The 24,477-nt window shown below is 40.9% G+C and carries 30 protein-coding genes; 20 read left to right on the forward strand and 10 right to left on the reverse strand.

Going from position 1 to position 24,477, the window contains the following annotated elements:
* Window positions 1-11 precede the first annotated feature (11 nt).
* The gene (locus NRI27_RS09430; RefSeq protein ID WP_371390446.1) at window positions 12-548 is read left to right on the forward strand and encodes a GNAT family N-acetyltransferase; all 537 of its coding nucleotides are present in this window, start codon (window positions 12-14) and stop codon (window positions 546-548) included.
* A gap of 156 nt (window positions 549-704) precedes the next feature.
* On the opposite strand, the gene NRI27_RS09435 is transcribed toward NRI27_RS09430, so the two are convergent.
* On the reverse strand, window positions 705-2,069 hold the full coding sequence (locus NRI27_RS09435) for an IS1182 family transposase (RefSeq protein ID WP_371390447.1): 1,365 nt from the start codon (window positions 2,067-2,069) through the stop codon (window positions 705-707).
* Window positions 2,070-2,289: 220 nt separating this feature from the next.
* On the opposite strand from NRI27_RS09435, the gene NRI27_RS09440 reads away from it, so the two are divergent.
* The 3 genes from NRI27_RS09440 to NRI27_RS09450 all read left to right on the forward strand — a co-directional run bounded on the left by NRI27_RS09440 (window position 2,290) and on the right by NRI27_RS09450 (window position 6,354).
* Entirely contained in the window at window positions 2,290-4,035 is a 1,746-nt protein-coding gene (locus NRI27_RS09440) for a LytS/YhcK type 5TM receptor domain-containing protein (protein ID WP_371390448.1), read from the forward strand.
* Window positions 4,032-4,763, forward strand: coding sequence for a LytR/AlgR family response regulator transcription factor (locus tag NRI27_RS09445; protein WP_371390449.1), 732 nt, complete (start codon window positions 4,032-4,034; stop codon window positions 4,761-4,763). Before NRI27_RS09440 ends, NRI27_RS09445 begins: the two co-directional genes overlap by 4 nt.
* A 133-nt stretch (window positions 4,764-4,896) precedes the next feature.
* Window positions 4,897-6,354 (forward strand): carbon starvation CstA family protein, encoded by a 1,458-nt coding sequence (locus tag NRI27_RS09450; RefSeq protein WP_371390450.1) that lies wholly within the window; start codon window positions 4,897-4,899, stop codon window positions 6,352-6,354.
* Between the two features lie 38 nt (window positions 6,355-6,392).
* On the opposite strand, the gene NRI27_RS09455 is transcribed toward NRI27_RS09450, so the two are convergent.
* Window positions 6,393-7,139, reverse strand: a complete 747-nt coding sequence (locus NRI27_RS09455) for a DUF3888 domain-containing protein (RefSeq protein ID WP_371390451.1) — start codon at window positions 7,137-7,139, stop codon at window positions 6,393-6,395.
* Window positions 7,140-7,858: 719 nt separating this feature from the next.
* On the opposite strand from NRI27_RS09455, the gene NRI27_RS09460 reads away from it, so the two are divergent.
* Entirely contained in the window at window positions 7,859-8,740 is an 882-nt protein-coding gene (locus tag NRI27_RS09460) for a DMT family transporter (RefSeq protein ID WP_371390452.1), read from the forward strand.
* A 105-nt stretch (window positions 8,741-8,845) separates the two neighbouring features.
* Window positions 8,846-9,589, forward strand: a complete 744-nt coding sequence (locus NRI27_RS09465; protein ID WP_371390453.1) for a GyrI-like domain-containing protein — start codon at window positions 8,846-8,848, stop codon at window positions 9,587-9,589.
* Here the strand turns inward: NRI27_RS09465 and NRI27_RS09470 are convergent.
* Window positions 9,561-9,914: a hypothetical protein gene (locus tag NRI27_RS09470; RefSeq protein ID WP_371390454.1), complete on the reverse strand. Its 354-nt coding sequence runs from the start codon at window positions 9,912-9,914 to the stop codon at window positions 9,561-9,563. The genes NRI27_RS09465 and NRI27_RS09470 overlap by 29 nt on opposite strands.
* A 60-nt stretch (window positions 9,915-9,974) precedes the next feature.
* On the reverse strand, window positions 9,975-10,298 hold the full coding sequence (locus tag NRI27_RS09475) for a YbjQ family protein (RefSeq protein ID WP_317943575.1): 324 nt from the start codon (window positions 10,296-10,298) through the stop codon (window positions 9,975-9,977).
* 115 nt (window positions 10,299-10,413) lie between these two features.
* On the opposite strand from NRI27_RS09475, the gene NRI27_RS09480 reads away from it, so the two are divergent.
* The 6 genes from NRI27_RS09480 to NRI27_RS09505 all read left to right on the forward strand — a co-directional run bounded on the left by NRI27_RS09480 (window position 10,414) and on the right by NRI27_RS09505 (window position 15,778).
* Window positions 10,414-10,836 carry a GyrI-like domain-containing protein gene (locus tag NRI27_RS09480; protein WP_371390455.1) on the forward strand — a complete coding sequence of 141 codons (423 nt, stop codon included), beginning with the start codon at window positions 10,414-10,416 and terminating at the stop codon, window positions 10,834-10,836.
* Window positions 10,837-10,936: 100 nt separating this feature from the next.
* Window positions 10,937-11,743 carry a hypothetical protein gene (locus tag NRI27_RS09485; protein ID WP_371390456.1) on the forward strand — a complete coding sequence of 269 codons (807 nt, stop codon included), beginning with the start codon at window positions 10,937-10,939 and terminating at the stop codon, window positions 11,741-11,743.
* A 134-nt stretch (window positions 11,744-11,877) separates the two neighbouring features.
* Window positions 11,878-12,603: a MerR family transcriptional regulator gene (locus tag NRI27_RS09490; RefSeq protein ID WP_371390487.1), complete on the forward strand. Its 726-nt coding sequence runs from the start codon at window positions 11,878-11,880 to the stop codon at window positions 12,601-12,603.
* A gap of 354 nt (window positions 12,604-12,957) precedes the next feature.
* A complete protein-coding gene (locus NRI27_RS09495) occupies window positions 12,958-13,554 on the forward strand; it encodes a hypothetical protein (RefSeq protein WP_317943566.1) in 597 nt (198 codons plus the stop codon).
* A 205-nt stretch (window positions 13,555-13,759) separates the two neighbouring features.
* Complete coding sequence (locus NRI27_RS09500; RefSeq protein WP_371390457.1) at window positions 13,760-14,956, forward strand: class I SAM-dependent rRNA methyltransferase; 1,197 nt, start codon at window positions 13,760-13,762, stop codon at window positions 14,954-14,956.
* Between the two features lie 210 nt (window positions 14,957-15,166).
* Entirely contained in the window at window positions 15,167-15,778 is a 612-nt protein-coding gene (locus tag NRI27_RS09505) for a LysE/ArgO family amino acid transporter (RefSeq protein WP_371390458.1), read from the forward strand.
* Window positions 15,779-15,935: 157 nt separating this feature from the next.
* On the opposite strand, the gene NRI27_RS09510 is transcribed toward NRI27_RS09505, so the two are convergent.
* Genes NRI27_RS09510 through NRI27_RS09525 form a run of 4 tightly spaced genes read right to left on the reverse strand, consistent with a single transcriptional unit; the run spans window position 15,936 to window position 18,331 of the window.
* Entirely contained in the window at window positions 15,936-16,346 is a 411-nt protein-coding gene (locus NRI27_RS09510) for a DUF3021 domain-containing protein (protein WP_371390459.1), read from the reverse strand.
* A complete protein-coding gene (locus NRI27_RS09515) occupies window positions 16,343-16,801 on the reverse strand; it encodes a LytTR family DNA-binding domain-containing protein (protein WP_371390460.1) in 459 nt (152 codons plus the stop codon). Before NRI27_RS09515 ends, NRI27_RS09510 begins: the two co-directional genes overlap by 4 nt.
* A gap of 52 nt (window positions 16,802-16,853) precedes the next feature.
* Window positions 16,854-17,597: an ABC transporter permease gene (locus NRI27_RS09520; protein WP_371390461.1), complete on the reverse strand. Its 744-nt coding sequence runs from the start codon at window positions 17,595-17,597 to the stop codon at window positions 16,854-16,856.
* A 14-nt stretch (window positions 17,598-17,611) separates the two neighbouring features.
* Window positions 17,612-18,331 (reverse strand): ABC transporter ATP-binding protein, encoded by a 720-nt coding sequence (locus NRI27_RS09525; RefSeq protein WP_371390462.1) that lies wholly within the window; start codon window positions 18,329-18,331, stop codon window positions 17,612-17,614.
* 449 nt (window positions 18,332-18,780) lie between these two features.
* Between NRI27_RS09525 and NRI27_RS09530 the strand changes: the two genes are divergently transcribed.
* From NRI27_RS09530 to NRI27_RS09565, 8 genes are all read left to right on the forward strand, one after another.
* Window positions 18,781-19,317 (forward strand): AAA family ATPase, encoded by a 537-nt coding sequence (locus NRI27_RS09530; protein WP_371390463.1) that lies wholly within the window; start codon window positions 18,781-18,783, stop codon window positions 19,315-19,317.
* 2 nt (window positions 19,318-19,319) lie between these two features.
* Window positions 19,320-19,865 carry a GrpB family protein gene (locus NRI27_RS09535; RefSeq protein ID WP_371390464.1) on the forward strand — a complete coding sequence of 182 codons (546 nt, stop codon included), beginning with the start codon at window positions 19,320-19,322 and terminating at the stop codon, window positions 19,863-19,865.
* A gap of 100 nt (window positions 19,866-19,965) precedes the next feature.
* The gene (locus tag NRI27_RS09540; RefSeq protein ID WP_371390466.1) at window positions 19,966-20,508 is read left to right on the forward strand and encodes a GNAT family N-acetyltransferase; all 543 of its coding nucleotides are present in this window, start codon (window positions 19,966-19,968) and stop codon (window positions 20,506-20,508) included.
* Window positions 20,509-20,618: 110 nt separating this feature from the next.
* Window positions 20,619-21,326, forward strand: a complete 708-nt coding sequence (locus tag NRI27_RS09545; protein WP_371390468.1) for a nucleotidyltransferase domain-containing protein — start codon at window positions 20,619-20,621, stop codon at window positions 21,324-21,326.
* Window positions 21,327-21,335: 9 nt separating this feature from the next.
* Complete coding sequence (locus NRI27_RS09550) at window positions 21,336-21,836, forward strand: NUDIX domain-containing protein (protein WP_371390469.1); 501 nt, start codon at window positions 21,336-21,338, stop codon at window positions 21,834-21,836.
* An 85-nt stretch (window positions 21,837-21,921) separates the two neighbouring features.
* On the forward strand, window positions 21,922-22,089 hold the full coding sequence (locus tag NRI27_RS09555) for a hypothetical protein (RefSeq protein ID WP_317946860.1): 168 nt from the start codon (window positions 21,922-21,924) through the stop codon (window positions 22,087-22,089).
* An 81-nt stretch (window positions 22,090-22,170) separates the two neighbouring features.
* Complete coding sequence (locus tag NRI27_RS09560; protein WP_371390471.1) at window positions 22,171-22,623, forward strand: GNAT family N-acetyltransferase; 453 nt, start codon at window positions 22,171-22,173, stop codon at window positions 22,621-22,623.
* Between the two features lie 128 nt (window positions 22,624-22,751).
* Window positions 22,752-23,138, forward strand: coding sequence for a hypothetical protein (locus tag NRI27_RS09565; RefSeq protein WP_317946858.1), 387 nt, complete (start codon window positions 22,752-22,754; stop codon window positions 23,136-23,138).
* Between the two features lie 194 nt (window positions 23,139-23,332).
* Here NRI27_RS09565 and NRI27_RS09570 read toward each other — a convergent pair whose 3' ends face one another.
* Together NRI27_RS09570 and NRI27_RS09575 are read right to left on the reverse strand one after the other, a co-directional pair.
* On the reverse strand, window positions 23,333-23,950 hold the full coding sequence (locus tag NRI27_RS09570) for a hypothetical protein (protein ID WP_371390472.1): 618 nt from the start codon (window positions 23,948-23,950) through the stop codon (window positions 23,333-23,335).
* Entirely contained in the window at window positions 23,928-24,446 is a 519-nt protein-coding gene (locus tag NRI27_RS09575; protein ID WP_371390473.1) for an RNA polymerase sigma factor, read from the reverse strand. Before NRI27_RS09575 ends, NRI27_RS09570 begins: the two co-directional genes overlap by 23 nt.
* Between the last annotated feature and the right edge of the window lie 31 nt (window positions 24,447-24,477).

The following is a 24,477-nucleotide window of genomic DNA, read 5'->3' on the forward strand; positions in this document are numbered from 1 at the left end:
GGGGTATCTCAATGTTTGTGTCTGAAAGAATCGGACTGCGAAAAATGCAAAACGAGGATGTGGAAATCTACCATGCTTGGCGAAACGATAGTCAAGTAATGTATTCAACTAATCCATCATTAGACGTGTATTCACTAGAAGAAACAAAAGAATTCGTAGAAAAAATAATTTTACAAGCCAGTCCTTCAAAGAGCTATATCATTTACGATAAACAAAATTCTAAACCAATTGGTATTACATCATTAATAAATATTGATGCGAAAAATAGAAATGCAGAATGTATTATAGATATTGGAGAAAAGGATTATTGGGGACAAGGTTATGGACAAGAAGCCTTATCGTTATTACTCAATTATGCCTTTTTAGAAATGAATTTACATAGGGCTTATTTACGCGTATTTTCATTTAACGAAAAAGCAATCAGTTTATATCACAAGCTTGGTTTTATGCACGAGGGACGCAGCAGGCAAACTCTATTCCGGAACGGCCAGTGGCACGATATTGTTCATATGGGAATACTTCAGGATGAGTATATGAAAAAGAAGTAAGCCTAGAAAGTGATAGGGGATGCAGCTACATGTGTTACGTGTAGCTGTTTGTTTCGAGTGGAAGAATTTTTTATTTATTGAATCGATTTCATAATTCCTCTTTTTAAAAATACAAACAAGGGCAGAATTTATAGATTGTATTTCAAAAAACAAGAATCATGCGGCTTGAATGTGGTTCAATCGTGCCCCAATCCTATCGGCGGCTAGTTTTGAAGCGTTGTAAACAAGCACAAGTAAATCGAAGTGAACTTTCGCGCGTTTCCCTGTCCGATAACGGACGTTGTTCAATTGAAAGAACTCTTTCAGATAAGCATTGACACGCTCCACAGCGGTTCGACGATTAAAAAGCGTTTTCCATGCTTTCGAGCCACGTGCCGGTGCACTGTACCTTCGTAAATCTGTGGTAATTTTCACCTTGTACACTTTCTGACAGATGCCCTCGTTTGCAAGCGGGCAATCTCGGCACTCCTTTGGCCCTGTATACTTCAACGTTTCGTATTTGGCATCATAGCTGTCATAACGATACGAATACTCTCGAAAACAAGTCGGTGCGAAATATTCGTCAAATCCGAGGGGCTCTGGTTCATTACGCTTATTATAAGCGATGATAGATCGGTGTCCCATACGATGTACTTGTTCGTAGATTGCTTCAAAATCGTAGCCGGCGTCCATCGTATGATACATCAGTTTGCGAAGTGGAATTCGTTCTTCGATCCCTTTTAACAGCGGGATAGCAGCCTTGCCGTCATTCAGGCTTCCAGAAGAAAATAGGGACTGCAGAATATATTGGCTGGACGTACCTACTGCCAAATGTCCTTTATAGCCGAACCAGAACACGTTCTTCCCCTCGCTGTTTTTCTTGACACCCCATTTGGGGTCTTGAGGAACTTCAGCACGCAGCCGGGCAAGCGGTTCATCCAACTGCGCTTCTATTTTCTTTTCGTATAGCGGAAGATTCGCTTCCTGTTCTGCCTGTTCAGCCTGTTCAGCCAGCCATTGTTCACGTTCTTCCTTCTTTTTACGGCCGCGTTTCTTGGGTTCTTCCTTTGTTTTTTCCTGTTTGGCCGGCGCTTTGTCACGTGCTTCGAAGTGAGTAGCGTCAATTGCCACCGTGTCATCTTGGATAAAGCCTTCTCCGATGGCGTTCAAGACAATCGTCCCCTGTACCTTTTCCAAGACGTCGGTTTCACTCAGCTTGGTGAGAAGACGGCTGTAAGATGCCTCGGAAGGGACGCTGTCTGAAACCTTGAATCCGCAATCAAGCTTGAAAGAGAGGTCGTCGTTCAATCGCTTGATGAGGTCTTTGATTGTTGGAATTCGGTCAATATAACGTGCGAAAATACTTACAATCATTGCACCGTAATTCAACTCAGTAGGCGCACCCACGCGGGATTTCTTGTTGATTTCATAGAAAATGGCGTCCAAGTCGATGGCAGCCATAATCTCTTCATATTTTTGGGTAGGTTCCATCTCGTATAATTCTTCAATGCTAAATAAGCTTTGTTGTCGTATAATGGTCATAGGGAGTACCTCTCCAGTCTTTATGGAATGTTTTCGTCGACTACCATTATACAAGACTTGGGGAGGTACTTCCTTTTTTGTGTCTACAAACCCTTGGGAGACATAGGCTGGTCATTATGAAATTCATTCTATTATCAGTCAATTTAAAACAATTGTACATAATCATCCTCAAATGCAGTATACTTATGTACAAACTTCGCAAGTAGCTGGGGGAATGGATATGTTGGATTTACTTGTGATCATGCTGGAACGGGTAGGAACAATTGTGGCGGTAGCGTTTATTTTGACACGCTTCCGCTTTTTTAAAAATATGGTGCACCAAGATTCGTTAGATCGGAAACAGGAAATGACCGCCATTTTGTTTTTCGGCTTCTTTGGAATTATTGGCACATATTTCGGTGTGGCATTTAATACGCAGACGTTGAATTTCAATAGCGTTGCCATCGAATTGACGACAGATGAAGCAATTGCTAACTCTCGAGTGATTGGTATTGTCGTAGCGGGTTTGCTAGGTGGTTATAGAGTAGGAATCGGGGCAGGGTTAATAGCGGGTATCCATCGGATGACGCTTGGCGGATTCACTGCGATTTCTTGTGGTGTTTCAACAATACTATCGGGTCTTTTGGCTGCTGCATTTTATAAACGAGGCAAGCATGTAAAGCCGTTAACTGCATTTGCAATCGGCGCGTTTGCAGAAACGATGCAAATGGGTCTCATCCTTCTCACTTCGCAACCGTTTGAAAAGGCATGGTCATTAGTCCAAACAATCGGATTGCCGATGATTCTTGCCAACGGAATTGGGACAGCTATTTTCATGCTCATTGTGTATAACGTTATTAGCGACCAAGAGAAAGCGACAGCCCTACAAGCACAAAAAACATTGCGAATTGCAGACCAAACACTAGGTCATTTAAGAAAAGGAATGAATACTGTGACGGCGTCTGCTGTGTGCAACATCCTGTTCCGTGAATTGCAACCAAGTGCAGTCGCCATGACAAATAAAACGGAGATTCTGGCACATGTCGGGATGGCTGATGACCATCATCAGGCGAACAGTCCACTCCAAACGCTCGTGACGAAAGATGTGTTGCAACATGGGGAGCTAGTCGTTGCGGGTGAACAAACGATTCATTGTGTACAAGATAATTGTCCGTTAGGGGCAGCCGTCATAGCTCCTTTGAAATTGCGAGATGAAACAATTGGTACGCTAAAGCTGTACTATCCATCCGAAAAAGCGATTACGAATGTGACAATTGAGTTGATTGCTGGTCTCAGTTCATTGTTAAGTAATCAACTTGAAATTGCTGAAGCCGATCGGGCGTACCAGTTGGCAAAAGACGCTGAAATTAAGGCGTTGCAAGCGCAGATCAGTCCACATTTCCTGTTTAACTCAATGAATATTATTGTGTCGTTAATTCGGACGAATCCTGACGAAGCACGCAGACTTCTAACATCTCTCTCATACTTCCTGCGTCAAAACTTGGAAGGGACGACAGCGGAGAAAGTAACGTTGGAGCAAGAGCTTGCACACGTGGAAGCGTATTTGAAAATTGAAGAAGCAAGGTTCATTGATAAATTGAAAGTGTGTATTGATGTGGATCATACGATTTTGCAAGAGTTCATTCCGCCACTTACGTTACAGCCGCTTGTCGAGAATGCCGTCAAACATGGCATTAAAGAGATGGAGAAGAACAGTGTCATTCAAATTATTATCCGAGACAGTGGTGATGCGATTGATATACTCATCCAAGACAATGGTTCGGGCATTACAAAAGAGCGATTACCGCTTCTTTGTGAGAAAGTAATTGAATCAGAAACGGGGACTGGACTGGGGCTCTATAATGTGAATCGCCGCTTGACCATGACGTTTGGGCACCAGTCAGCATTGCATATTGCCAGTTGTAGGGAGCAAGGAACAGGGACGGAAATATCATTCCAAATTCCGAAAATGGGAGTGGTTGTATGAATCGGATGATAAAAGTTGTCGTAGTGGATGATGAACGCTATGCACGGGAAGAATTGACGTATTTGCTCGAACAACATACTGGAATTGATGTTGTAGGGGAGGCGGATTCAGGGGAGTCCGCCATTATGAAAGCGATCCAACTACAACCCGATGTCTTGTTTTTAGATGTGGAAATGCCGAAGTTGAATGGTATGGAAGCTGCCAAAGCGTTAATGGAGCTAAAAAAGGTTCCATTGATCGTTTTTGCGACAGCTTATCCGCAATTTGCAGCAGAAGCATTCCGCATTAATGCAGTTGATTATTTACTGAAGCCATACGATGAAGAACAAGTGAAGCAAACGATCATTCGAATCCAGGACAAGCTTTTACCGAAAGAGAACTTAGAAACCATTAGTCGTTTGGGAAAATTAGCGATCGAAATGGACGGAGAAATTGAGTACATACCAATTCGAGATATCTTTTATATGTATCGTGATGAAAAAGTGACGAAGGTAATTACCGCAAAGCAGGAATATGATTTACGAACTTCCTTGAAAGAGTTGGAAAGCAAGTTAACGCCTTTTTCTTTTTTTCGGATTCACAAAGGCTACATCGTCAATTTACTGCACGTGAAAAAATTGACTCCGTGGTTCAATGGGGCGTATCAGTTAGAGCTCGAAGGACGCAGTGAAAAGTTATCAGTGAGCAGAAATTATGTACGTGATCTACGTCAACAGTTGGAAGTATAAGATACTTGCATAATAATCCGCCATTCATACGTTTTATTCTTCATTTTTGACATGTTGCGACAAAAACCTCCGTTTTTAGAACATTTTCTCTAAACTGAATGAAACCGCTATCATTCAAAAGGGGGAAGTTCTAGTGATTACGTTTTTATTTGGGGTAGTTTTACTGATTGTCGGTTATTTCACGTACGGTAAATTCATCGAAAAGATGTTTGGCGTAAAGGAAGACCGCGCAACACCTGCTTATACGAGCGGGGATGGAGTGGACTATGTGCCAATGAGCACAAAGAAAAATTCTTTAATACAATTGTTGAACATTGCAGGCGTAGGTCCTATTTTCGGGCCGATTATGGGTGCACTTTATGGTCCAGTCGCTTTTATCTGGATTGTGGTCGGTGCTATTTTTGCAGGAGCTGTACATGACTATTTAACAGGAATGATTTCGATCCGTAACCGTGGAGCACATTTACCTGAGCTTGCGGGCAAGTTTTTAGGAAAGTTCATGAAGCATATTGTAAATGCATTTGCGGTATTGCTTCTTTTATTAGTAGGAACAGTATTCGTTTCTGCACCAGCTGGCTTGTTATACAATTTGATGAACGGTTGGATGGCGATGGGCATTATCGTTGCATTGATTTTTATCTACTATATTATTGCGACATTATTACCAATCGATAAAATCATCGGGCGTTTCTATCCAATCTTTGGTGCACTACTCATTATCAGTGCTGTTGGTGTTGGTGGAATGATGGTGATCAAAGGCGTTTCGATTCCTGAGCTATCACTAACGAATTTCCATCCTGACAATTTACCGATTTTCCCATTGTTATTCTTAACAATCTCTTGTGGTGCATTGTCTGGTTTCCATGCGACACAATCACCAATCATTTCTCGTACGACACAAAAAGAAAGTCAAGGACGTAAGATTTTCTACGGTATGATGATTGCCGAAGCAATTATCGCGATGATTTGGGCAGCAGCTGGAATGGCGTTATTCAATGGATATGGCGGCTTGAGTGAAATGCTTGCAGCTGGTGGACCAGCACTAATCGTCAGCGAAGCGTCAACGATGATGTTAGGAGCTGTTGGTGGAACATTGGCAGTATTAGGGGTTATCGTTCTTCCAATCACTTCAGGTGATACAGCATTCCGAAGTGCACGTATGATCATTGCAGATTATTTGAAATTCCCACAAGCTAAAATGGCGAGCCGTTTGTGGATTGCTGTACCGTTGTTTGTCGTTTCCATCATTTTAACGCAAGTCGATTTCAATATCTTATGGCGCTACTTCTCATGGGCAAACCAATCGACTGCAGTTATTGCATTATTTGTAGGCGCAATGTATTTGTTCATTGCCAGAAAAAATTATTGGGTTGCATTGATTCCAGGCACATTCATGCTCATGGCGACGACGACGTACATTTTAAATGCGACGATCGGATTCGGTTTACCAATGAACGTGGCGTATATTGGAGCAACTGTTATTTCCATCTTCCTTGTTGTCTTGTTCTTCTTCGCAGCAGTAAAAGCACGGGCTGCGCAAATTCCTTTGGAAGAAGACATTACAAACTGGAAAGGTGCAACGATCAACTGATGAACTAAAAAGAGGCTGGCCAATTCGGTCGCCTCTTTTTACATATACCAAAGCAAATCATATTTCATCTTTTTACCTGCTTTGCTCTCTTGCTCAACAACCTTCCACAGGCCATTTTCCCTTTGCACTTGATAGTATACGTTCGACCCATCAGATTTTTTAAAGAGAATGAAACCTTCGTCGTCTTTTACAAAAGTAACCGGGTCAATGACGTTCTTAAAGGGTGGTTGAATTTCAGGACTTAAAATATTGATAACAATTTCTTCAGCGATTGCCGCAAGTGAATTATACGCATCATGCTTTTCTGCTTTATAGCGTAATTGTTTGTAATCATAGCGTTCATAAGGCAATAAGTTCAGATGAAAAGTCTTTTTGATATCAATCAACACATCTTTGTAAAACTGCTTCATCTTTTTTTCTTCGTCATCGCCTTCATGTGCAAAGCTCAGTTGTTCAACGCCTTGAGGACTTACTCGGAATTGTATAGTTTCCTTACCTATTGGTGGATTGTGTGCATTTTCAAATGTTTGAACTTGTACATCGACAATGAACGTAAATTCTCCGACCTCTTCTCGTTCAATCTTTAAAATGTCAGCATCAAACAGACCATACGATTTGTCGTAGCCATAATGTGCGACAACTGCTTGCCTAATAACAGGATCAAGTGTGGTCAGAAGTGCATCTTTGACGGATTGCTGTTCAATTGTTGTGCTGGCGTGACCGGAGTGCAAATTAAACGACGAAAAGAAAATAAGAATAGCAAAGGCGGACAGTAATTTTCTCAATGTTAAACACCTCCTCATCAGACTTTGCAGTTAGGATTACCTGTAGGTGAGAATCAATACGTAACCGAAAAAATATGGACATGGCCATCGATTACGTGGAACGCCGCATAAAATCCTATAATGCCGCAAACTTTATCCAAACGCGGCATAATTCCTTCAAACACAGCAAACTTCTACAAAACACGGCATGATCCCGCAAAACGCCGCATAGCTAGTCTTATTAAAATAAAACCCTTAATTTGTAAAATGCATTTAGCGCGACACCAACTCCACCAACAAAAAAAAACCGCGCTCACAAGTAATTAAAGCAGGGAAATTTCTCTGTAACTGCTCATGATATCCTTAAATACCGCAAACTTCTTCGTAATGCCGCATAATTCCACGAAACGCCGCAAACTTCTTTCAAACGCGGCATAATCCCACAAAACACAGCAAAATTTTACAAAACGCGGCATAATCGCCTAAAACGACGCATTCTATTCAAACGACACCATAATTGGCCAACTACATGCAGCGCGGCAATGTAAACCGTAATCAAAACAAGCTCTCTGCGAAAAGTTCTAACAGGTGTTCAATGAGCGTTCTCTACCGTGTTTTTGAACAGAGCATTGCATAATCATACATTTTTGTCTTACATTTTCTATTTAAAAATACTCGACCGATTTGGTAAAGTTTACGCTATAATTGTCTAAAGTCATCAAGTGCATACGGAGGGGCATATGAAAAAATATATAGGTGAAATCGGTTTGATCATTACGGCCATCATTTGGGGAAGTGGATTTGTCGGTAGTGCGATGGCGTTGGAAACGTACACGCCGTATCAAATTTTAGCAGGGAGATTTTTAATTGGTGCGCTTTTATTATGTGCGGTTTTCTATAAAAAATTGAAGTTCATGACAAAAAGTGTGTTACTGAAAGGGACAATCTTAGGTGTGTTTTTATACATAGCATTTACATTGCAAACGGTCGGATTACAATTTACAACGCCTTCAAAGAATGCTTTTTTGACAGCTGTCAACGTGGTGATTGTACCGTTTATCGGCTTGGCGTTATATAAACGAAAACTTGATATATTTGAAGTGATGGGCGCATTTTTAGCGATGTTTGGTGTCGCAATCTTGTCATTACAATGGTCAGCTGGGGTAAATATTGGTGATTTTTTATCGTTCTGTTGTGCCATTGCATTTGCGTTCCATATTTTTTACACGTCTCAATTTGTTAAGAATGAAGATCCGATTGTGTTGACGATTGTTCAGATGGCAGCTGCAACAGTTATCGGTTTTGTTGTAGTTCTGCTTAAAGGGGAAATGGCATTCAGTATGGAACCCGGTGGATTGTCGTCTTTATTGTATTTAGGAATTTTCTCAACGACCATTGCATTTTTATTGCAAACTGTGGCTCAAAAATTTATTACCGAAACGAAAGCGGCCATTATTCTATCGACAGAGTCATTGTGGGGAATGGTGTTTTCCGTCATTTTATTAAGTGAAGTGCTTACAATTAAAATGGGCATCGGTGCTGTTTTAATACTTGGAGCTATTATTTTATCGGAAACGAAATTGAGTTTTATGGCAAAAAATCGGTCGAAGCGAGTGACGTGACAAGGGAGTGGATTTGTATGCATGTTCATCCTAAAAAAACTTCTATTATCTAGTTGACTCGTACCTAACGGGCACGTTTACAGTGAGAGTAGAAGGAGGAAACATATGCTATCAATCGGAAAAACGGCACGTCTTGTCGGGATGACTGTTAAGGCAATTAAACATTATGAGGACATTGGTCTGGTCTGTCCATCATATGTGAATCCTGAATCAGGTTATCGCTATTATGCTCAAAAGGAGCAACAGCAACTTCTGCGGATTAAGACATTAAGGCAATTTGGAGTATCTCTTTCAGCCATCTTGCAAGCAGGAGATGAACAGATGGAGACATTATTGCGCAAACGCATTGAAGAAATCGACGGGGAAATGAAGGAATTGAGTGGGGCTAAGCTTGCAATTCAACAATTACTTGAACAGGGGGAAAAACAAATGCAAACGAGAATTGTAGAGAGCGAAGGGTTTGTTGTACGTGGGTACGAAATGAAAGGGCCAGTAGCGGATATTCCTGCTAAGTGGGCAATCTTAAACGGTGATATTCACGAAAAAGGGCTTGTCGTGGAAGAATCGTTTGGTGTTTGCTTAAAGATGGAAGGGGATGTGATTCAGTACATCGCTGGATTAAAGTCAGAGTTGGCGGAGCAATTGCCTGGAAAAGATGAAGTAATTATTCCGCCCGGAAGATTCATTGTTGCAACAGTTGAAGGTGGCATCCCTGGCATTCCGGCAGCCTATGACTACATCATTCAAATGGAGGGCATTCAACTGAGGGAGTGCTATGACTTTGAACGTTATGTCCATCCCGAAGGTTCGACAGAAGACATCATTGAGATTTGGATGCCGATCGTGTAATATGCTTGCGTTTTTTTTTAGAAGCTTCATACCGGCCAATACTTATGAATACGATTCCTTGTATGAATGAGACAACCGCGATAACAATGGAAACACTTTGGGCTTCCCAAAAAGTCCGTTCTAAAAGACGGGACCCTAAAACACCTACTTTTGGTCTGTGGTACATGTCATAATACATGGCCCATGCTGCGATGAAACACACAATGCTAAGAACGACTAGCGTCCAGCCAAGCCAGAAACGTCGCAGTACAGGATCACTTAAATAGGTGATAACGAGCATTAGCAGTAACGGCAATAGTAGAGCAGCCATAACAATATAAATCATAAGATTCTCCTTCAATGGATAAGCGGATCAAGAAATTGAGGTGATCCGCTTATTTGTTTTTTATACTTCTTCCTCGTAAGTAATTGCTGTACCGGTCGCAATACACATCATCATGCCCTCACGAACGGTTTCAAAATCAAGATCGACGCCGATTACTCCATTCGCACCTAAACTTCTAGCCCGTTCTGTCATTTCATTCAGCGCTATTTGCCGGCCTTCAGCCAATTTATCCTCATACGCAGCACTTCTTCCACCGACAATATCGGTCACCGATGCAAATAGATCACGAACGATATTTGCGCCCATAATCGCTTCTCCACTCACTATACCGTGATAAGCCAAAATCTTTTTCCCTTGTAACGTGTTTGTTGTTGTTTGTAACATTGCCATTCCTCCTTTTACTTTTATACGATAGGAACTACTTTTAGTTTCATTATTTAGAAAAATATTGACAAGTAGTAGTTTGATTGGATTATAGTTAATGAAAGGAGTGATGTAGATGAATACACGTATTGAAAAAGTGGAGAGTTTTATTGTGAAAGGGTTTGAAATGAAAGGTGATGTCTCACAAATTCCTGCTCTTTGGGACAAGCTGAATGGAGCGCTTTGTGAAAGTGGAGCCTCCAAGTCGGAAGAATCGTACGGGATTACGTTAGCAATGGAGAATGGGAACTTTCATTATATAGCGGGTGTACGGAAAGAATTTGCAGAAGGAATGGTAGATTCGAAAGAAGTGGTCGTTCCAAGTGGTAATTTTATTGTTGCAAAAGTTGACGGGGGAGTGGATCAAATTCCTGCAGTATTTGGTGCGCTGATGCAAATGCCAGGTATTAATCTTCGACACAGCTATGGATTCGAGAAGTATCTTCATCCAGAGGGGTCAGAAGGGTACGAGACAGAAGTTTGGGTTGCGATTGAGTAAAACTCTTTCATAGCGGAAATTAGAAATTGTTGGTTATAGTAGTTTTTTGTGTTGACTATTACTCTCCCGGATCTAGGAAACGTAAAGGGGGGACGTTGGAATGAAGAACATTTATCGGAAGTTATACATTTTTAGTTTTAGCGGTGGTTGTGTACTTGCGGTTTTATCCGTTGTCTACTATTTTATTTGGCATGATCAATTTGTGGTGAATGGAGCTCTGTTAGTCGAATTAGGAATTGCGGCTATCGCTGCAATTGGTTCAGGTTTTTATTTTCGGCATGCTTTTCACAAGCTAAAAACTGCTGATGAAACTTCAACTGACGTATTCCATTTTGAGGAAGTGACAGAGCTGACGCTGAAAAGAGTACCAGCTCTCATACCTAAAATTGTCCATGTCGATTCTTTTGGACAACCGCAATTCATGATCGTACCGAATAGAAATTGGGCTCGTCCTTTTATGGTGTTAAAGTTGTTTGAAAAAGGGCTTATTTTCCCTGTCTCCTATACGATTTGTGACATGAATGGGTCTCCAATTGCGACGTTTCGCATAAAAAATACTGTGAAGCAAGTAACGTTATCACTTTGGAGTTCAGAAGGCTTGTTGATTGGGACTTACATACAACAATTAGCGAAATCCGTTCTCGTTAATCGGGGAACGCTTTACGGCTCAAATGGTTCAATTTGGCGTCAACTTGAAGCGAAGAATATGACTGGTGATATTGATGTGACGGATGAGCAGGGGCGTATGACTGCTACCTATCGATACGGACGATTTCCGTATGCAACACATCCTGCTTTCGTCAGTACGGCGCATCACGATTATGTCCGATTTGGTTCACATATTTCTTCAGATGAAAAACTTGCGTACACTATGATTTTTTTCTTTTGGCTAAGTTTGGAAGACTGATAATTGAAGCATGTGTATGAGAGGAATGTTGAGGTGAAAGCATTACAAACAGTAGTGCTTTTTTCTTTTAAATATTTCCTTGACTCTCACGTTACGTCATACTTTAAAGTGCATAGTGAAGGGAGGCTGGAATGATGAAAGTAAAGGAAGTAGCAGCATTATCGGGTGTGAGTGTGCGGACGCTTCACCATTATGATGACATTGGTTTACTCGTACCGGATACTGTAACGGAGGCGGGTTACAGGGTTTATTCAGATGAAAATGTAGCAACGCTCCAACAAATTTTGTTCTTCCGTGAACTTGGCTTTCCTTTAAAGAAAATTAGTGAATTGTTGAGCAGTCCTTCATTCAATCGGAAAGAGGCGTTTGAGTTGCAACGAGAAATGCTGATTGTTAAACGGACGCAACTGGATAGGATGATTGAAACACTCGACAAAACAGTCCAATCAGAGAGAGGAGAAATTACAATGACGAATGAAGAAAAGTTCAAAGGGTTCGATTTTGGTGCAAATCCATTCGAACAGGAAGCTAGGGATCGATGGGGGAATGCGGTTGTCGATCGAACGAATGAGAAATTTAGTACGTTTGGGAAGGATGCACAAGAGGAGATGAACGAGATCTATTTCAAACTGGCTGCGCTTAGAGATAAAGATCCAGCTAGTGAAGAAGCGCAAAAGGCGATTGGTGAATGGTATACGTTCTTAAATAAAATTGGCGATTACTCTTTAGAGGCATTCGCCGGATTAGGGGAAATGTATGTCGCGGATGAGCGCTTTATGACGAATATTGATAAGTTTGGAGAAGGCTTGGCGGTATTCATGCGGGATGCAATGAAGGTGTACGCAGAAAAAGGTGAATGATGCTCTGTAGAAAATGTAAATAATTGAAGGTGGGTCGGTGCAGAAGAAAGGATTCCTGTCACCGGCTTTTTCACGTATTCTTTGAAGTAGATGATCGTAAACTTCTGTTGCATGAGTTTCTGTTAACTCGCTTATAGTTACACGATACTATCGGTTTGTAGATTATGAAATTTTCATTCGAATGAAACTTCATATGACGTTGACACGTATAATAGATATATAGAAAAGCTCGAACTGTCTACAACGAATAGCGCAGCTACAACTTAAGGCTTAGTCATTTTCAATCTGCAGACGGTTTAGCGCGCGATGTAAATCGTACATACTTGTAGAGAGAAGAGTTAGGGGTTGGGAATTATGGGGAAAACAATTTATATTGTTCTTACTGATACGGGGACATTGCTATCGAAAGCAATCGGTATGTATACACAGAGAGATTTAAATCATGCATCGATTGCATTTGATGAGCAATTGACGGAGATCTATAGCTTTGGACGGAAACAGCAGTATAATCCGTTTTTAGGAGGTTTCGTCCGCGAAAATGTGGCGGAAGGGATTTTTCAAGATGCTGCTTGCGCTATTTATCGATGTGAAGTGTCCGCGGAAGCATATATGCGAATCCGGCAGAAAATCGTTCAGTTTGAGAGAAATCAAAACGACTACAAATACAACTTCATCGGTTTGTTCGGCGTAGCGCTGAATAAGGAAATTCGACGGAAACGGGCTTTTTTCTGTTCTCAATTCGTGGCGACCGTTATGCAGGAAAGCGAAGCGCATCGGATGATGACGAATCCTTGTTTAACAATGCCGCATCATTTGGCATTTTTGCCACATATGCAACTTGTCTATGAAGGGGACTTGCACGGTTATTTGCAAACTGTAAGAGGTCAGCAAATGCAACGGCCGATTCGGATGGGCTTGTTGAAAAGTTTAGCATTTCGCTTGTTAGCATAAATAGGTGAGGAAGGGAGCTTCTCATTTGTTGGGGAAGCTTTTTTATTATGAACGGATAAGAGGTCTGTGCTTGGAACACTTAGTCCAAGTCGACAGGTGATTTGAAGTTCAGGAGAGTAGAATTTTTACCTGCTGAAGCGGTTGTTCTTCGCTTTTGTACAATTCCGTGCGATAATGAACAAAATGAAGGAAAAAGGATGACACGATGACAAAAACAATTGATGTGCAAGTGAACGCACAAAGTATAGCAGCCTTTAAAAAGGGCTATCCCTTAATATTAAAAGATGCAGTGATGAACCCTGAAGTATTGCATGAAGAAGGGACAATCATTCGTTTAGTTGATAAATACCGTAAATTTGTTGCGAAAGGCTATTATGGCAATCAAAACAAAGGAATTGGCTGGGTGCTCACAAGAGATGATCAGGAGGAAATCGATTTTGCTTTCTTTGAAGGGAAAATTGCTGCTGCTTTATCTAGACGTGAGGCGTTCTTTGAAAATGAAGAAACGACCGCTTTCCGTCTGTTCAATGGTGAAGGTGACGGAATCGGTGGATTGACAATTGACTTTTTTGACGGGTATGTGATGGTTAGTTGGTACAGCGAAGGCATTTATTCAATGAAACATCATGTATATGGTGTGTTGGATAAGCTTATGGATTATAAAGCCATTTATGAGAAGAAGCGTTTTGACACGAAAGGTCAGTATATTGAACAGGATGATTTTGTTAAAGGCGAGCCAGGAGATTTCCCGATAATCGTGAAAGAGAACGGTATGAATTTTGCCGTCGATTTGAATGACGGTGCGATGACAGGAATTTTCCTCGATCAACGTGATGTGCGTAAAGCGTTGAGGGACAAGTATTCGGAAGGTAAACATGTATTAAACACATTTTCGTATACGGGTGCCTTTTCTGTAGCAGCCGCTCTCGGCGGTGCGCGTGAGACGACAAGTGTCGATTTAGCGAAACGGAGTTTGCCGAAGACCATAGAGCAGTTCAGTGTGAATGGAATTGACTATGAAGCACAAACCATTAAAGTGATGGACGTGTTTGAATACTTCAAGTACGCAAAACGCCATGCGTTAAAATTTGACGTTGTCGTACTAGATCCGCCAAGTTTTGCGCGCTCAAAAAAATATACATTCAGTACAGCGAAGGATTATCCAACGTTAATCGCTGACGCAATTGCGATTACAGAGAAAAATGGCATCATCATTGCATCCACGAATAATGCAAGCTTCAGCATGAAGAAATTCAAGACATTCATTGCCAAAGGATTCGAAGATGCAGGTGCGCGCTATAAAATTCTTGAAGAATCATCGCTACCAAAGGATTTCCGTACAAATCGCGACTTCCCTGAATTCAACTACTTAAAAGTCGTCATCTTACAGAAATTGAAATAAAAACAAAAGCCACCTCCAACGGACACTATCCGAGGAGGTGGCTTTTTTTGTATTTGTTTGGGTGCCATTTGTTTGGGTGCCAGTCCCCCAAACAATTTGGAATTGTTTTGGGGACAGGCACCCGCTTAATTCTGAATAGTTCATATAATTACAAGTGTACTATTGCAATTTTAGGTGTTTGGACGTTTAATGGATTGAGGAGGTGGGGAAATGATTCAAGCTATTATTCATGGTGTTATTCTTGCGTTCGGCTTAATCTTGCCGTTAGGTGCACAAAATGTGTTTGTTTTCAATCAAGGCGCACTTCAACCCAAGTTAACAAGAGCTTTGCCAGTCGTCATTACGGCTGGAATATGTGACACAATCCTCATAGTCGCAGCAGTTTCAGGCGTTTCCTTACTCATTTTAACGTTTGAGTGGCTTGAGACGATTATTATTGGGATCGGAATTTTGTTTTTGTTATACATAGGCATTTCACTCTGGAGAACCAACTCCTCGCCTGCAAAGCATGAAGGCGAACGATTTTCTCCAAGACGACAAATTATTTTTGCAGCATCCGTTTCGCTACTCAATCCACATGCTATCCTTGATACAATAGGTGTCATTGGATCAAACGCTTTAAGCTACACAGGCGATGAAAGAATGGCATTTACGGTTGCGACAATACTCGTCGCATGGTGCTGGTTTTTCGGTCTTGCGCTAACAGGGCGTCTTATTGGTAGGTTGGATACGAGTGGTACGTTTATCAACGTATTAAATAAAATCTCGGCCGTCGTTGTCTTTGGCGTCGCTATCTACATGGTATTCCGTTTGGTTGAATAACAATCATAAGGTGTAAGTGAAGCATGCCCAATCAAAAAAGCCACCCCGCGGAAACTTCCGTGGAGGTGGCTTTTTAGCGGTGCCAGTCCCCAAGACAATTTAGAATTTTTCGGGGGACAGGCACCTGCACAATTATGAATAGTGAAAATAATTTTAATTACAATTCACGTAGTTCTTTGTTTAATTTTGCAGCTTGTTTTTTAAAGTACATGTAGAAGGCGGTCCAGATGATTGCGTAGATGACGATGAAGAGACCGAGTATGGCGAGAAAGCCGGTTGTTGTGAATGGCACCCATCCTAGTACGAATGCGACGATGAAATAGAGGATGGATACACATAGAAAATGCAACATAGTTTGAACAGGCAACGATAGCCTTTCATTCTCAAAAAGCAACGGAGTTACGGTGAAGAACCAACCACAAAAAACTTGCCCAATTGCATTTTTCACAAGAATGGACGCGTCGAGTGTGTCATGATCCCCGACAAATATGACAATAAATAAGACAACAAGTGTAAGAAATGAGCCAAAAAAGATACCCAATATGCTTCGTAGTAAAAATGTCTTCATCCATTTTTCCTCCTGTTCAGTTTCAGCGCTTCCTTGATGCCGTGGACATACGTGCGGGAAACATATTCTTTTGCACCCGATTTGAAATGTACACATAGCGTTCCGTTAAAAGAGGCTTCAAATCTATTTAATTCGTGAAGATTAGCAATGACTGACTTGGATAAGCGAATGAACTTTGATGAAGAAAGCATTTCCTCTAGCTCATACAATTTTTCTCTTAACATATACGACCCTTCTGAAGTGACCGCAACGACCCCTTCGTTTTCCGTATGAAAATAATGCACGGCGTCTGGCCGAATAATATGTTGCATCTCTCCGTCTTTGCCGACGAGAAACTCTGTTTTCTTCCCTTTTAGAAAATCGAGGATTTCTTTAATCGATTCGTCCACTTCATTGCAGTGGATCGTCACTTTTGTTTCCTCATAATCACTATCAATGTCCAACGTTACTTTCATTCCCCCAAACCTCCCCTTAAACCTTACTTCTCATATCGTACCATCGAAAACCTCAAACTCTCACTTTTTTTGCAAAACGAATGATGAGAAGCGCTACGAGGACCCAACTTAAAATGTAGCCAATTGACATGAATGTACCGCTTTCAAAGACAAACTGGCCATTCCACACAGCGATGAACAGCTGATTCATATGATAGAGCGGATTGAAGTCTGCAATGACTTGCACGAAAGTCGGCATTCGTTCAATCGGCATTGTGAATCCTCCTGAAATCATACCGACTTGAAAGAGGACAATTGAAAAGACAAGTGCGCCGTTGATACTCCTGAAAAAAGAATAAATTGCAGATGAGATGATGAGTAAAGACGCGTTTAATAAAATGAAAAATCCATACGACACGAGAAAGCTTATAAGCTGGAAGGAAAGATCGTATAGGATCATACCTAGGGAAAATACAAGGAAATATCCGAAACTCGTTACAATAATTGATTTTAAAATATCGGATAGCAATAAGACTTTTTTCGGCACCGGTGCCAAGCTGACCCGTTTTTCAACTCCTGTCGACCGATTCAGCACTTTATTGAATCCAAAAGCGAAAAAGACGACGCCGAATGTGATAAGCAAGATGAAGGAAGGGGTATACGTCTCTGCATAATTCAATCCCCCGGCATACATGAACTCGCCATATAGCTCGCCCATGAAAAGATACGTAACAGGTGGAACGACCACCGTGAACACAAGATAGAATAGCTCCCTTGAAAACATTAAAAGATCATATTTCAACTGATTCGCTAACATATTTAGTCCCCCTCTTAACCTGATACTTTCGAAAGATAAAAATCGTTAATGGATGAATACCCGTCATCTAAAATCTGTTTTGTCGTCGAAAACACTTCACTAACACCATTATTAATGAGCAACACTTTATCGCAATACAACTCCACTTCATCCATATTGTGCGTTGTCAAAATGACAGTACCTCCAGTCCGTTTGTTGTAATCGGTAATGTACATCCACAACATATTTCGCATATGCGGATCAAGTCCAGTCGTCGGTTCATCCAAAATGAGCATTTTCGGTTCCGATAAAAACGCAATGGCCAAACTGACGATTTGCTTCCAGCCACCTGATAACTTATCGAAATACTTTTTTCTGTAAGGTTGGAGTTTAAAGTCGGTGATGATTTTTTCAATGTTTACTGTCGACTGGTAATAGGCCTTAAACAACTTCAACAACTCCACAACCTTTAACGACTTATAAAATTGAGTTGGCTGCAAGACGACTGCAATTTGCATACGCATCTCAACAAGTTGCTGTGCCGATAAGGTGCGTACCTCTTGATTTAACACGGAAACGGTTCCTTCGTCATAGGGTTTTAACGTCATTACGATTTCTAAAAAAGTCGATTTGCCAGCACCGTTTTTACCGATGACACCGATAATTTCCCCTGCTTGAGCTGTAAAATCAATCCCCTGTAATACTTGGTTTGCACCGTAAGCCTTTTTCAGTTGCTTCACCTGAACAATATTCATTGCCATCCCTCCGTTGTTATTCTTTGTACTTCTACTATAGAAAACAATGCTGAGTACGTCTTCGGATTTTCGGTAACTGGACAATTACGGTCGGTCACTTGCAAAAAAATAACGATAAGTTGCAACAGATGAAAAAGGATAAATAACGTTGTGTGTAGAATAACAAGTATAGAAGGGGGTCAAAATGCTTCATTGGAACAGGTCAGATGAAGATTTCATATGTTTTGTGACTCTTCGCGTCTGTAAGTTTTGGTTCTATGATAGGCATGTGTATATAACTTGGGGTTAGTGTATTGCAGAAAGTGTAGCTACACATGAAATCACTCGCTATATAGAACCCATATTTTAGTATATGTCATATTGTTTTTGGTAATAAACGATGTATGATGAATTAATAGAAAGAGAAGGACCTACAATGTATGATTCATTGTTAATGAGGGGGAAATGGAATGATTGTGATGATCAATGGCGCATTCGGTGTGGGGAAGACGACGGTTGCCAACGAACTGTTACGTAAAATGGACGGGGCCATGCTTTTTGATCCAGAAGTGGTTGGTTATATGTTGCGACACATCATACCGGAAAATATCAAACATGCGCACGAACAAACAGGGGATTTTCAAGATTTGGATATGTGGAAACCGTTAACGGTTGAAGTGGCAAAACAACTTCGTGCAACGTATGGAAGAGATTTAATAGTGCCGATGTCGATTTACAACAAGCGCTATTTTAACAGGATTTATGATGGCTTTTTAGAGATTGACCCGGAAACAGTCCACTTCTGTTTAACTGCTGAAAAAGAAACCATTCATGCACGTCTTCACGCGCGTGGTGAAGAGGCTGGCAATTGGTGCTTTAATCAAACGGACAAATGCATACAAGGATTTAAAGATTTTGATGACCATCATTTTATTCAAACGGATGATGTGCCAATAGAAGAAATTGTGGAGTTCATCTGCAATGAAATAAGACAGGAAGTGAAGTAAAGATGTTAGGTTTGAATAAGGACGTAGTGCAATTATCATCCTACAATCCACAGTGGAGAAATCTTTTTGAAGAAGAGAAAAAGATTTTAGTTGAACTGATTGGTGAGCACATTATCGATATCCAACATATTGGCAGTACTGCAATTGCAGGGATTGCAGCGAAACCGATGCTAGATGTATTAATTGGCGTTAAAACGTTAGAAGACGTAAAACAATTCGATAAGGTTCGATTAAAAGAGGCGGCTATCTATCCATTAGGTCGAGTAGCGATTGAAGGGAAAGTTGTCTATGCGAAGTTTTCGGACTTAGAAGCGCTCACGAAAACACATGTGTATCACATTGTGGAATATGGAGGAGATTGGTGGCAGCAACATACGCTGTTCAGGGACTATTTAAACAACCATCTTCATGTGGCTGCTGACTATGAAAAACTAAAATTGGAGCTTGCTAAGAAATTTCCAACGTGTGAAAAAAGTTATGCCGATGCGAAAAAAGCGTTTGTAGATAAAGTCTTTCAATTAGCTATGAAAGAATTATCTGTTAAATAGAACGTGCGTGTGGTAATCTATTACTAGAAGAGTTGTATCCACATGCATGATTGCTATATTTCACTAAGCTGTCAATAAAAGTTTATTCGGAGGATACAAGATGTTTATAAAAAGGAATGAACTAGTCATTCGACAGCTTTTGGTAGAGGATCGTTTTCACCTTGCAAAATGGTTGTCTGACCCAAAAGTGCTTCAGTATTATGAGGGTAGAGATCGCCCATTAGATATGGAGCAAGTCATAGAAGATTTCTTTGGAGATCCAGGTGAAGAAATACGTTGTTTAATAGAATATAAGCAGGAACCGATCGGTTATGTGCATTCTTATCCAATAAGTGAAGAGGAAAGAAGACTATATGGCTATGACGATACAATGGAAATTATATACGGAATGGATCAGTTCATCGGCGAGCCGCCTTTTTGGAATAAAGGAATAGGCACGCAACTAGTCGAGACCATGATGGATTATTTATTGAACGTCAAATGTGTGGATCGCATTGTTATGGATCCACAGGCGTGGAATGAGCGGGCAATCCGCTGTTATGAAAAGTGTGGATTTACAAAGATCAAGCTGCTTCCGCACCACGAGTGGCATGAAGGTGCATATAGGGATTGTTGGTTAATTGAATTTGATAGGGGGAGATGAAGGGCGAGCAATTTTTAACACTTGGGGCTCCAAGTGAAAAGAGCTTGCAAATGGTAATAAGGGGCATTAGCGAACACGGCATTTAGAAAAAGTATCGGAGGAACAATGAAATGAAAAGGATGAAACCGCCATTCGCTGCTAAACGTTTTGTTGATGAGTATTTTCCACATTGCCAAGCTGCTATTCTTGCAGGCAGCGTCGTCAGAGGAGAGGCAACGACGACATCGGATTTGGACATTGTCATATTTGATAAGCACGTACAGTCCCCTTACCGTGAATCCCATATTGACTACGGATGGCCAATTGAAGTGTTTGTACATACACTCACTTCCTATAAAACCTTTTTTCTTGCGGACGCTGAAAGGGCTCGCCCTTCATTACCAAAAATGGTTGCAGAAGGAATTGTTCTTGTCGATGCCGGCATACTTTCCAGCATTAAAAATGAAGCGTGTGAACTTTTAAATAATGGACCTGTACCTTGGTCTGCGGAAACGATTTTAACAAAGAGATACATGTTGACGGATATGCTCGCCGATCTAATCGGCTCCAAGAATGGTGCAGAGGCACTTTTTATCGCCAATACGTTAGCGGAAGCAATCCACGAATTTGTATTACGAACAAATTGCCAATGGATTGGCTCGTCTAAGTGGATTGTAAAAGCCTTGAAACAGTACGATGAAGTATTTGCAAAAAGATTTACGGACGCGTTCGATCTTTTTTATAAAACCGGTGACAAACACGGCATCATCTTGTTAGTGGATGAAGTATTAAAACCGCATGGCGGAAGGTTATTTGAAGGCTACTCAATAGGGAAATGAGGAATGATGATGTCGATTACGTATGTGGATTGGGGCGGTCATCAAGTAAAGTTGACATGGATTGAGCAACTTTTGCCTGAACGGGACCTCATCACAAGTGTCCACGCATTTTGTTTTCACGAAGGAAAATTGCTCATGGTGAACTTGAATGATCGAGGATGGGATTTTCCTGGTGGACATATTGAAGTCGATGAGGCAGTAGAAGCTTGTCTACATCGTGAAGTGTTCGAAGAAGCTTATGTACAAGGTACTTCCCATCTCCTTGGGGCGATTGAAGTGAATCATGAAGAAAACCCTTTGTGGACCGAAGCCAGTCCCTATCCGAAAGTGGGCTATCAAGTATTTTATCGGATGGATGTCACGGATTTCATGTCATTTGATGCGGCGTATGAGTCAACGGAGCGTACGCTTATTCATCCGGCAGAGGTAAGTGCCTACTACAAGGGATGGCACACTACATATGAAGTGATCATGGAGGCGGCCCTACGTCTTGAAAACCTGTCTATTTAATGCTTAATACGCTAGGAATGAAGAAATAGATGCTTTTATGAAAGATGATGAAAGTACTTGGTCATGCAAGAAAGGGAGAGGATAAATGAACAATTTTATGTATTCGTTGTATGCATTACTTTTGGGCATTATCGCTTTTTTTACCGGTGAGATTGTCACTTTTGTTATGCTAGGTTTTATACTTATTGCCCTCATCAATATCAACACGACGCTTAAGAAAATTGCTAACAAAGATGACGATAATAGTAAATGAATAGGACCTTCTCTTCGCAAGACGTGAGTAGATGGAAGTTAGGACCAAAAACTGTATGGAAGGAGTTGTTGAAAAGACCTCATGAAAATCAGGAAACTACAACTTCAAGAAACACCTCCCTATACGCTTCTACTATTAGCCGATCCTTCTCGGGTTTTAATAGAAGCGTATCTGCAGCAAGGTGACTGTTATGTATGTGAGGGAAAAGACGAGATTATCGGCACCTACGTAATCGTGAAATTAAATGATGAAACGACAGAGATTAAGAATGTTGCTGTACGTGAGGACTTGCAAGGTCGAGGAATCGGTAAAAAGCTTCTACTTGACGCACTACGTACAGCGAAAGCGAGTGGTTCTACAACCGTTGAAATTGGGACAGGGAATTCCAGTATTGGTCAACTTGCACTCTATCAAAAATGCGGTTTTCGCATTTCGGGTGTAGTAAAAGATTTCTTTGTCAATCAATACGAAGAACGCATTTTCGAAAATGACATTCAGTGCAGGGATATGATTCGCTTAGAGATAAGCGTTTAGATTATTCACCTAATCCCATTATGAGTCCAACCGTCGGAAAGTTCACAAAAAAGTTGGATGACAACAGACCATACTCCTACTAAGCTGAAAGTAACAGTTGTTGAACTTTCCGAGAGGGAGATGTCTAAATGCGAAACGTATTGCTGCTAATCCTTATTGTTGGAACAATTATAATGACGGGTTGTTCGTATGAATATGCTAAGGAAGACGGTTATCGAATGGCGGTCATCAATGAAGGGTTTCCAATTCCAAAAAATGCGTATGAATTAAAGCCGGAAGATTGTACAAATGTGATTGCCAAGTCTGCGAAATACAAGCTAAAGGATATTGGTGATGAGGAAGGAACGCCACCGCAAGACTACTTGGATGAAATTGAACGGTGGGGTTGGACAGAGCTTGAAGACAAGCGAGTTGGTCACGTTCATTACTTTGAAAAAGAGGGGAAAGTCATGTCGCTCATTATTCAGCAAAATGTATTTGATGTGTTTGAAATGAGTGATGAGTTGGAACTGTAACGAATTCCTTGTACTAGATGGGATCGTAATAGTCGCTTGCTAAGCGGTACCGTTTATTGGAATGAAGTGGTCTTTATCCAAATGTAGCGAACGATAGCGGTTGGAAATGAATGTGGGATAAACAATGAAACTCTGTTATTTTAATAAGCGTGCTGCTTTATCGTAGCGCTGGCATAGCGGCACGCTTGAATTATTTATTCGATATAATTTCTTGACGAATATTCAACTCCATCTGAGCCGACGAATTTTCGTGGAGCAGTTTTCGTTAATGTATACGTAAATGTTTCCTTTCCAGTGACGGTAATCGTATACTGATCGTCTTCTTGTAAAACTGTGTAGTTTTCGTATTTGCCTGCGTCTAAAGCGGTATCTTTTATTGCAAAACCTTTGTAAGGATCCTTAATTTGGCCATCGGGGTTAAATCCGATGAAACTACCATAGTCATCTTGAATTATAATTTGTTCGTCATAGAAAGTAATGATGTAGGTTGTAGGACTCGTTTGACTGGACTGGGTTAAAATGACACCATTCCAAGCAGAAGTGACATCAATGCGATTTTTTTCGGACAACGTACGTGTAGGATTATTCCCATATTCGCTTGTTATCAAGGTAACCATTCCTGTGCCGACCGTGAAGAATAGGATGAGAGTTAAAATAACTGGCAGCAATCGTTGTCTCCGAAAAGATCTTTTTTTGCCGGTCTGTTTGAAGATTGCTCGATAAGCACTTTCTTTTTGGCTTGTTGAAGGTTGAAATGCTTCGTTTAGTGACTTTAATTCCCTCGTTACATCATCTTCTGAATAGAGTTTCATTCGTAAAACCTCCTTTTTCCAATTCTTTCTTAAAAGCGACTAATGCACGTGATAGACTCATTTTCACTTTGCCTTCCGTCCACGCTAATATAGTTGCCGTTTCTAAGATCGAAAACTCTTGGATTTTACGCAACACAATTACTTGCTGGTAACTCGGTTTTAACCGTTGGAGCGCTGCATAAAATTCTTTCTGCTGAGCATTCAACAGTGTCGTTTCTTCTGGTGATAAATCATGCTTCGACCGTAAAAGTGCAGTATCTAGGAAGTGCGTGAAGGGTTGTTTCTTTCGGAAATAACTAATTGTCGTCGTATAGGCAATTCGAAAAAGCCATGTTTTTACGGAAGATTGCCCTTTAAATGTTTGTTCGTGTCTTATCGCCTTCAAAAACGTTTCTTGTGTTAAGTCTTCGGCAGTGTGAGCGTCATTGACAAGTAGTAAAATATAGCTGTAAATTTGATTGAAATGATTATGAAACCATTGCTCACGATTCGTCACGCTTTCATCCCCCTTTCTCAACCATTTAGAC

The organism is Sporosarcina sp. OR05 (assembly GCF_041414805.1).
GTDB lineage: Bacteria > Bacillota > Bacilli > Bacillales_A > Planococcaceae > Sporosarcina > Sporosarcina saromensis.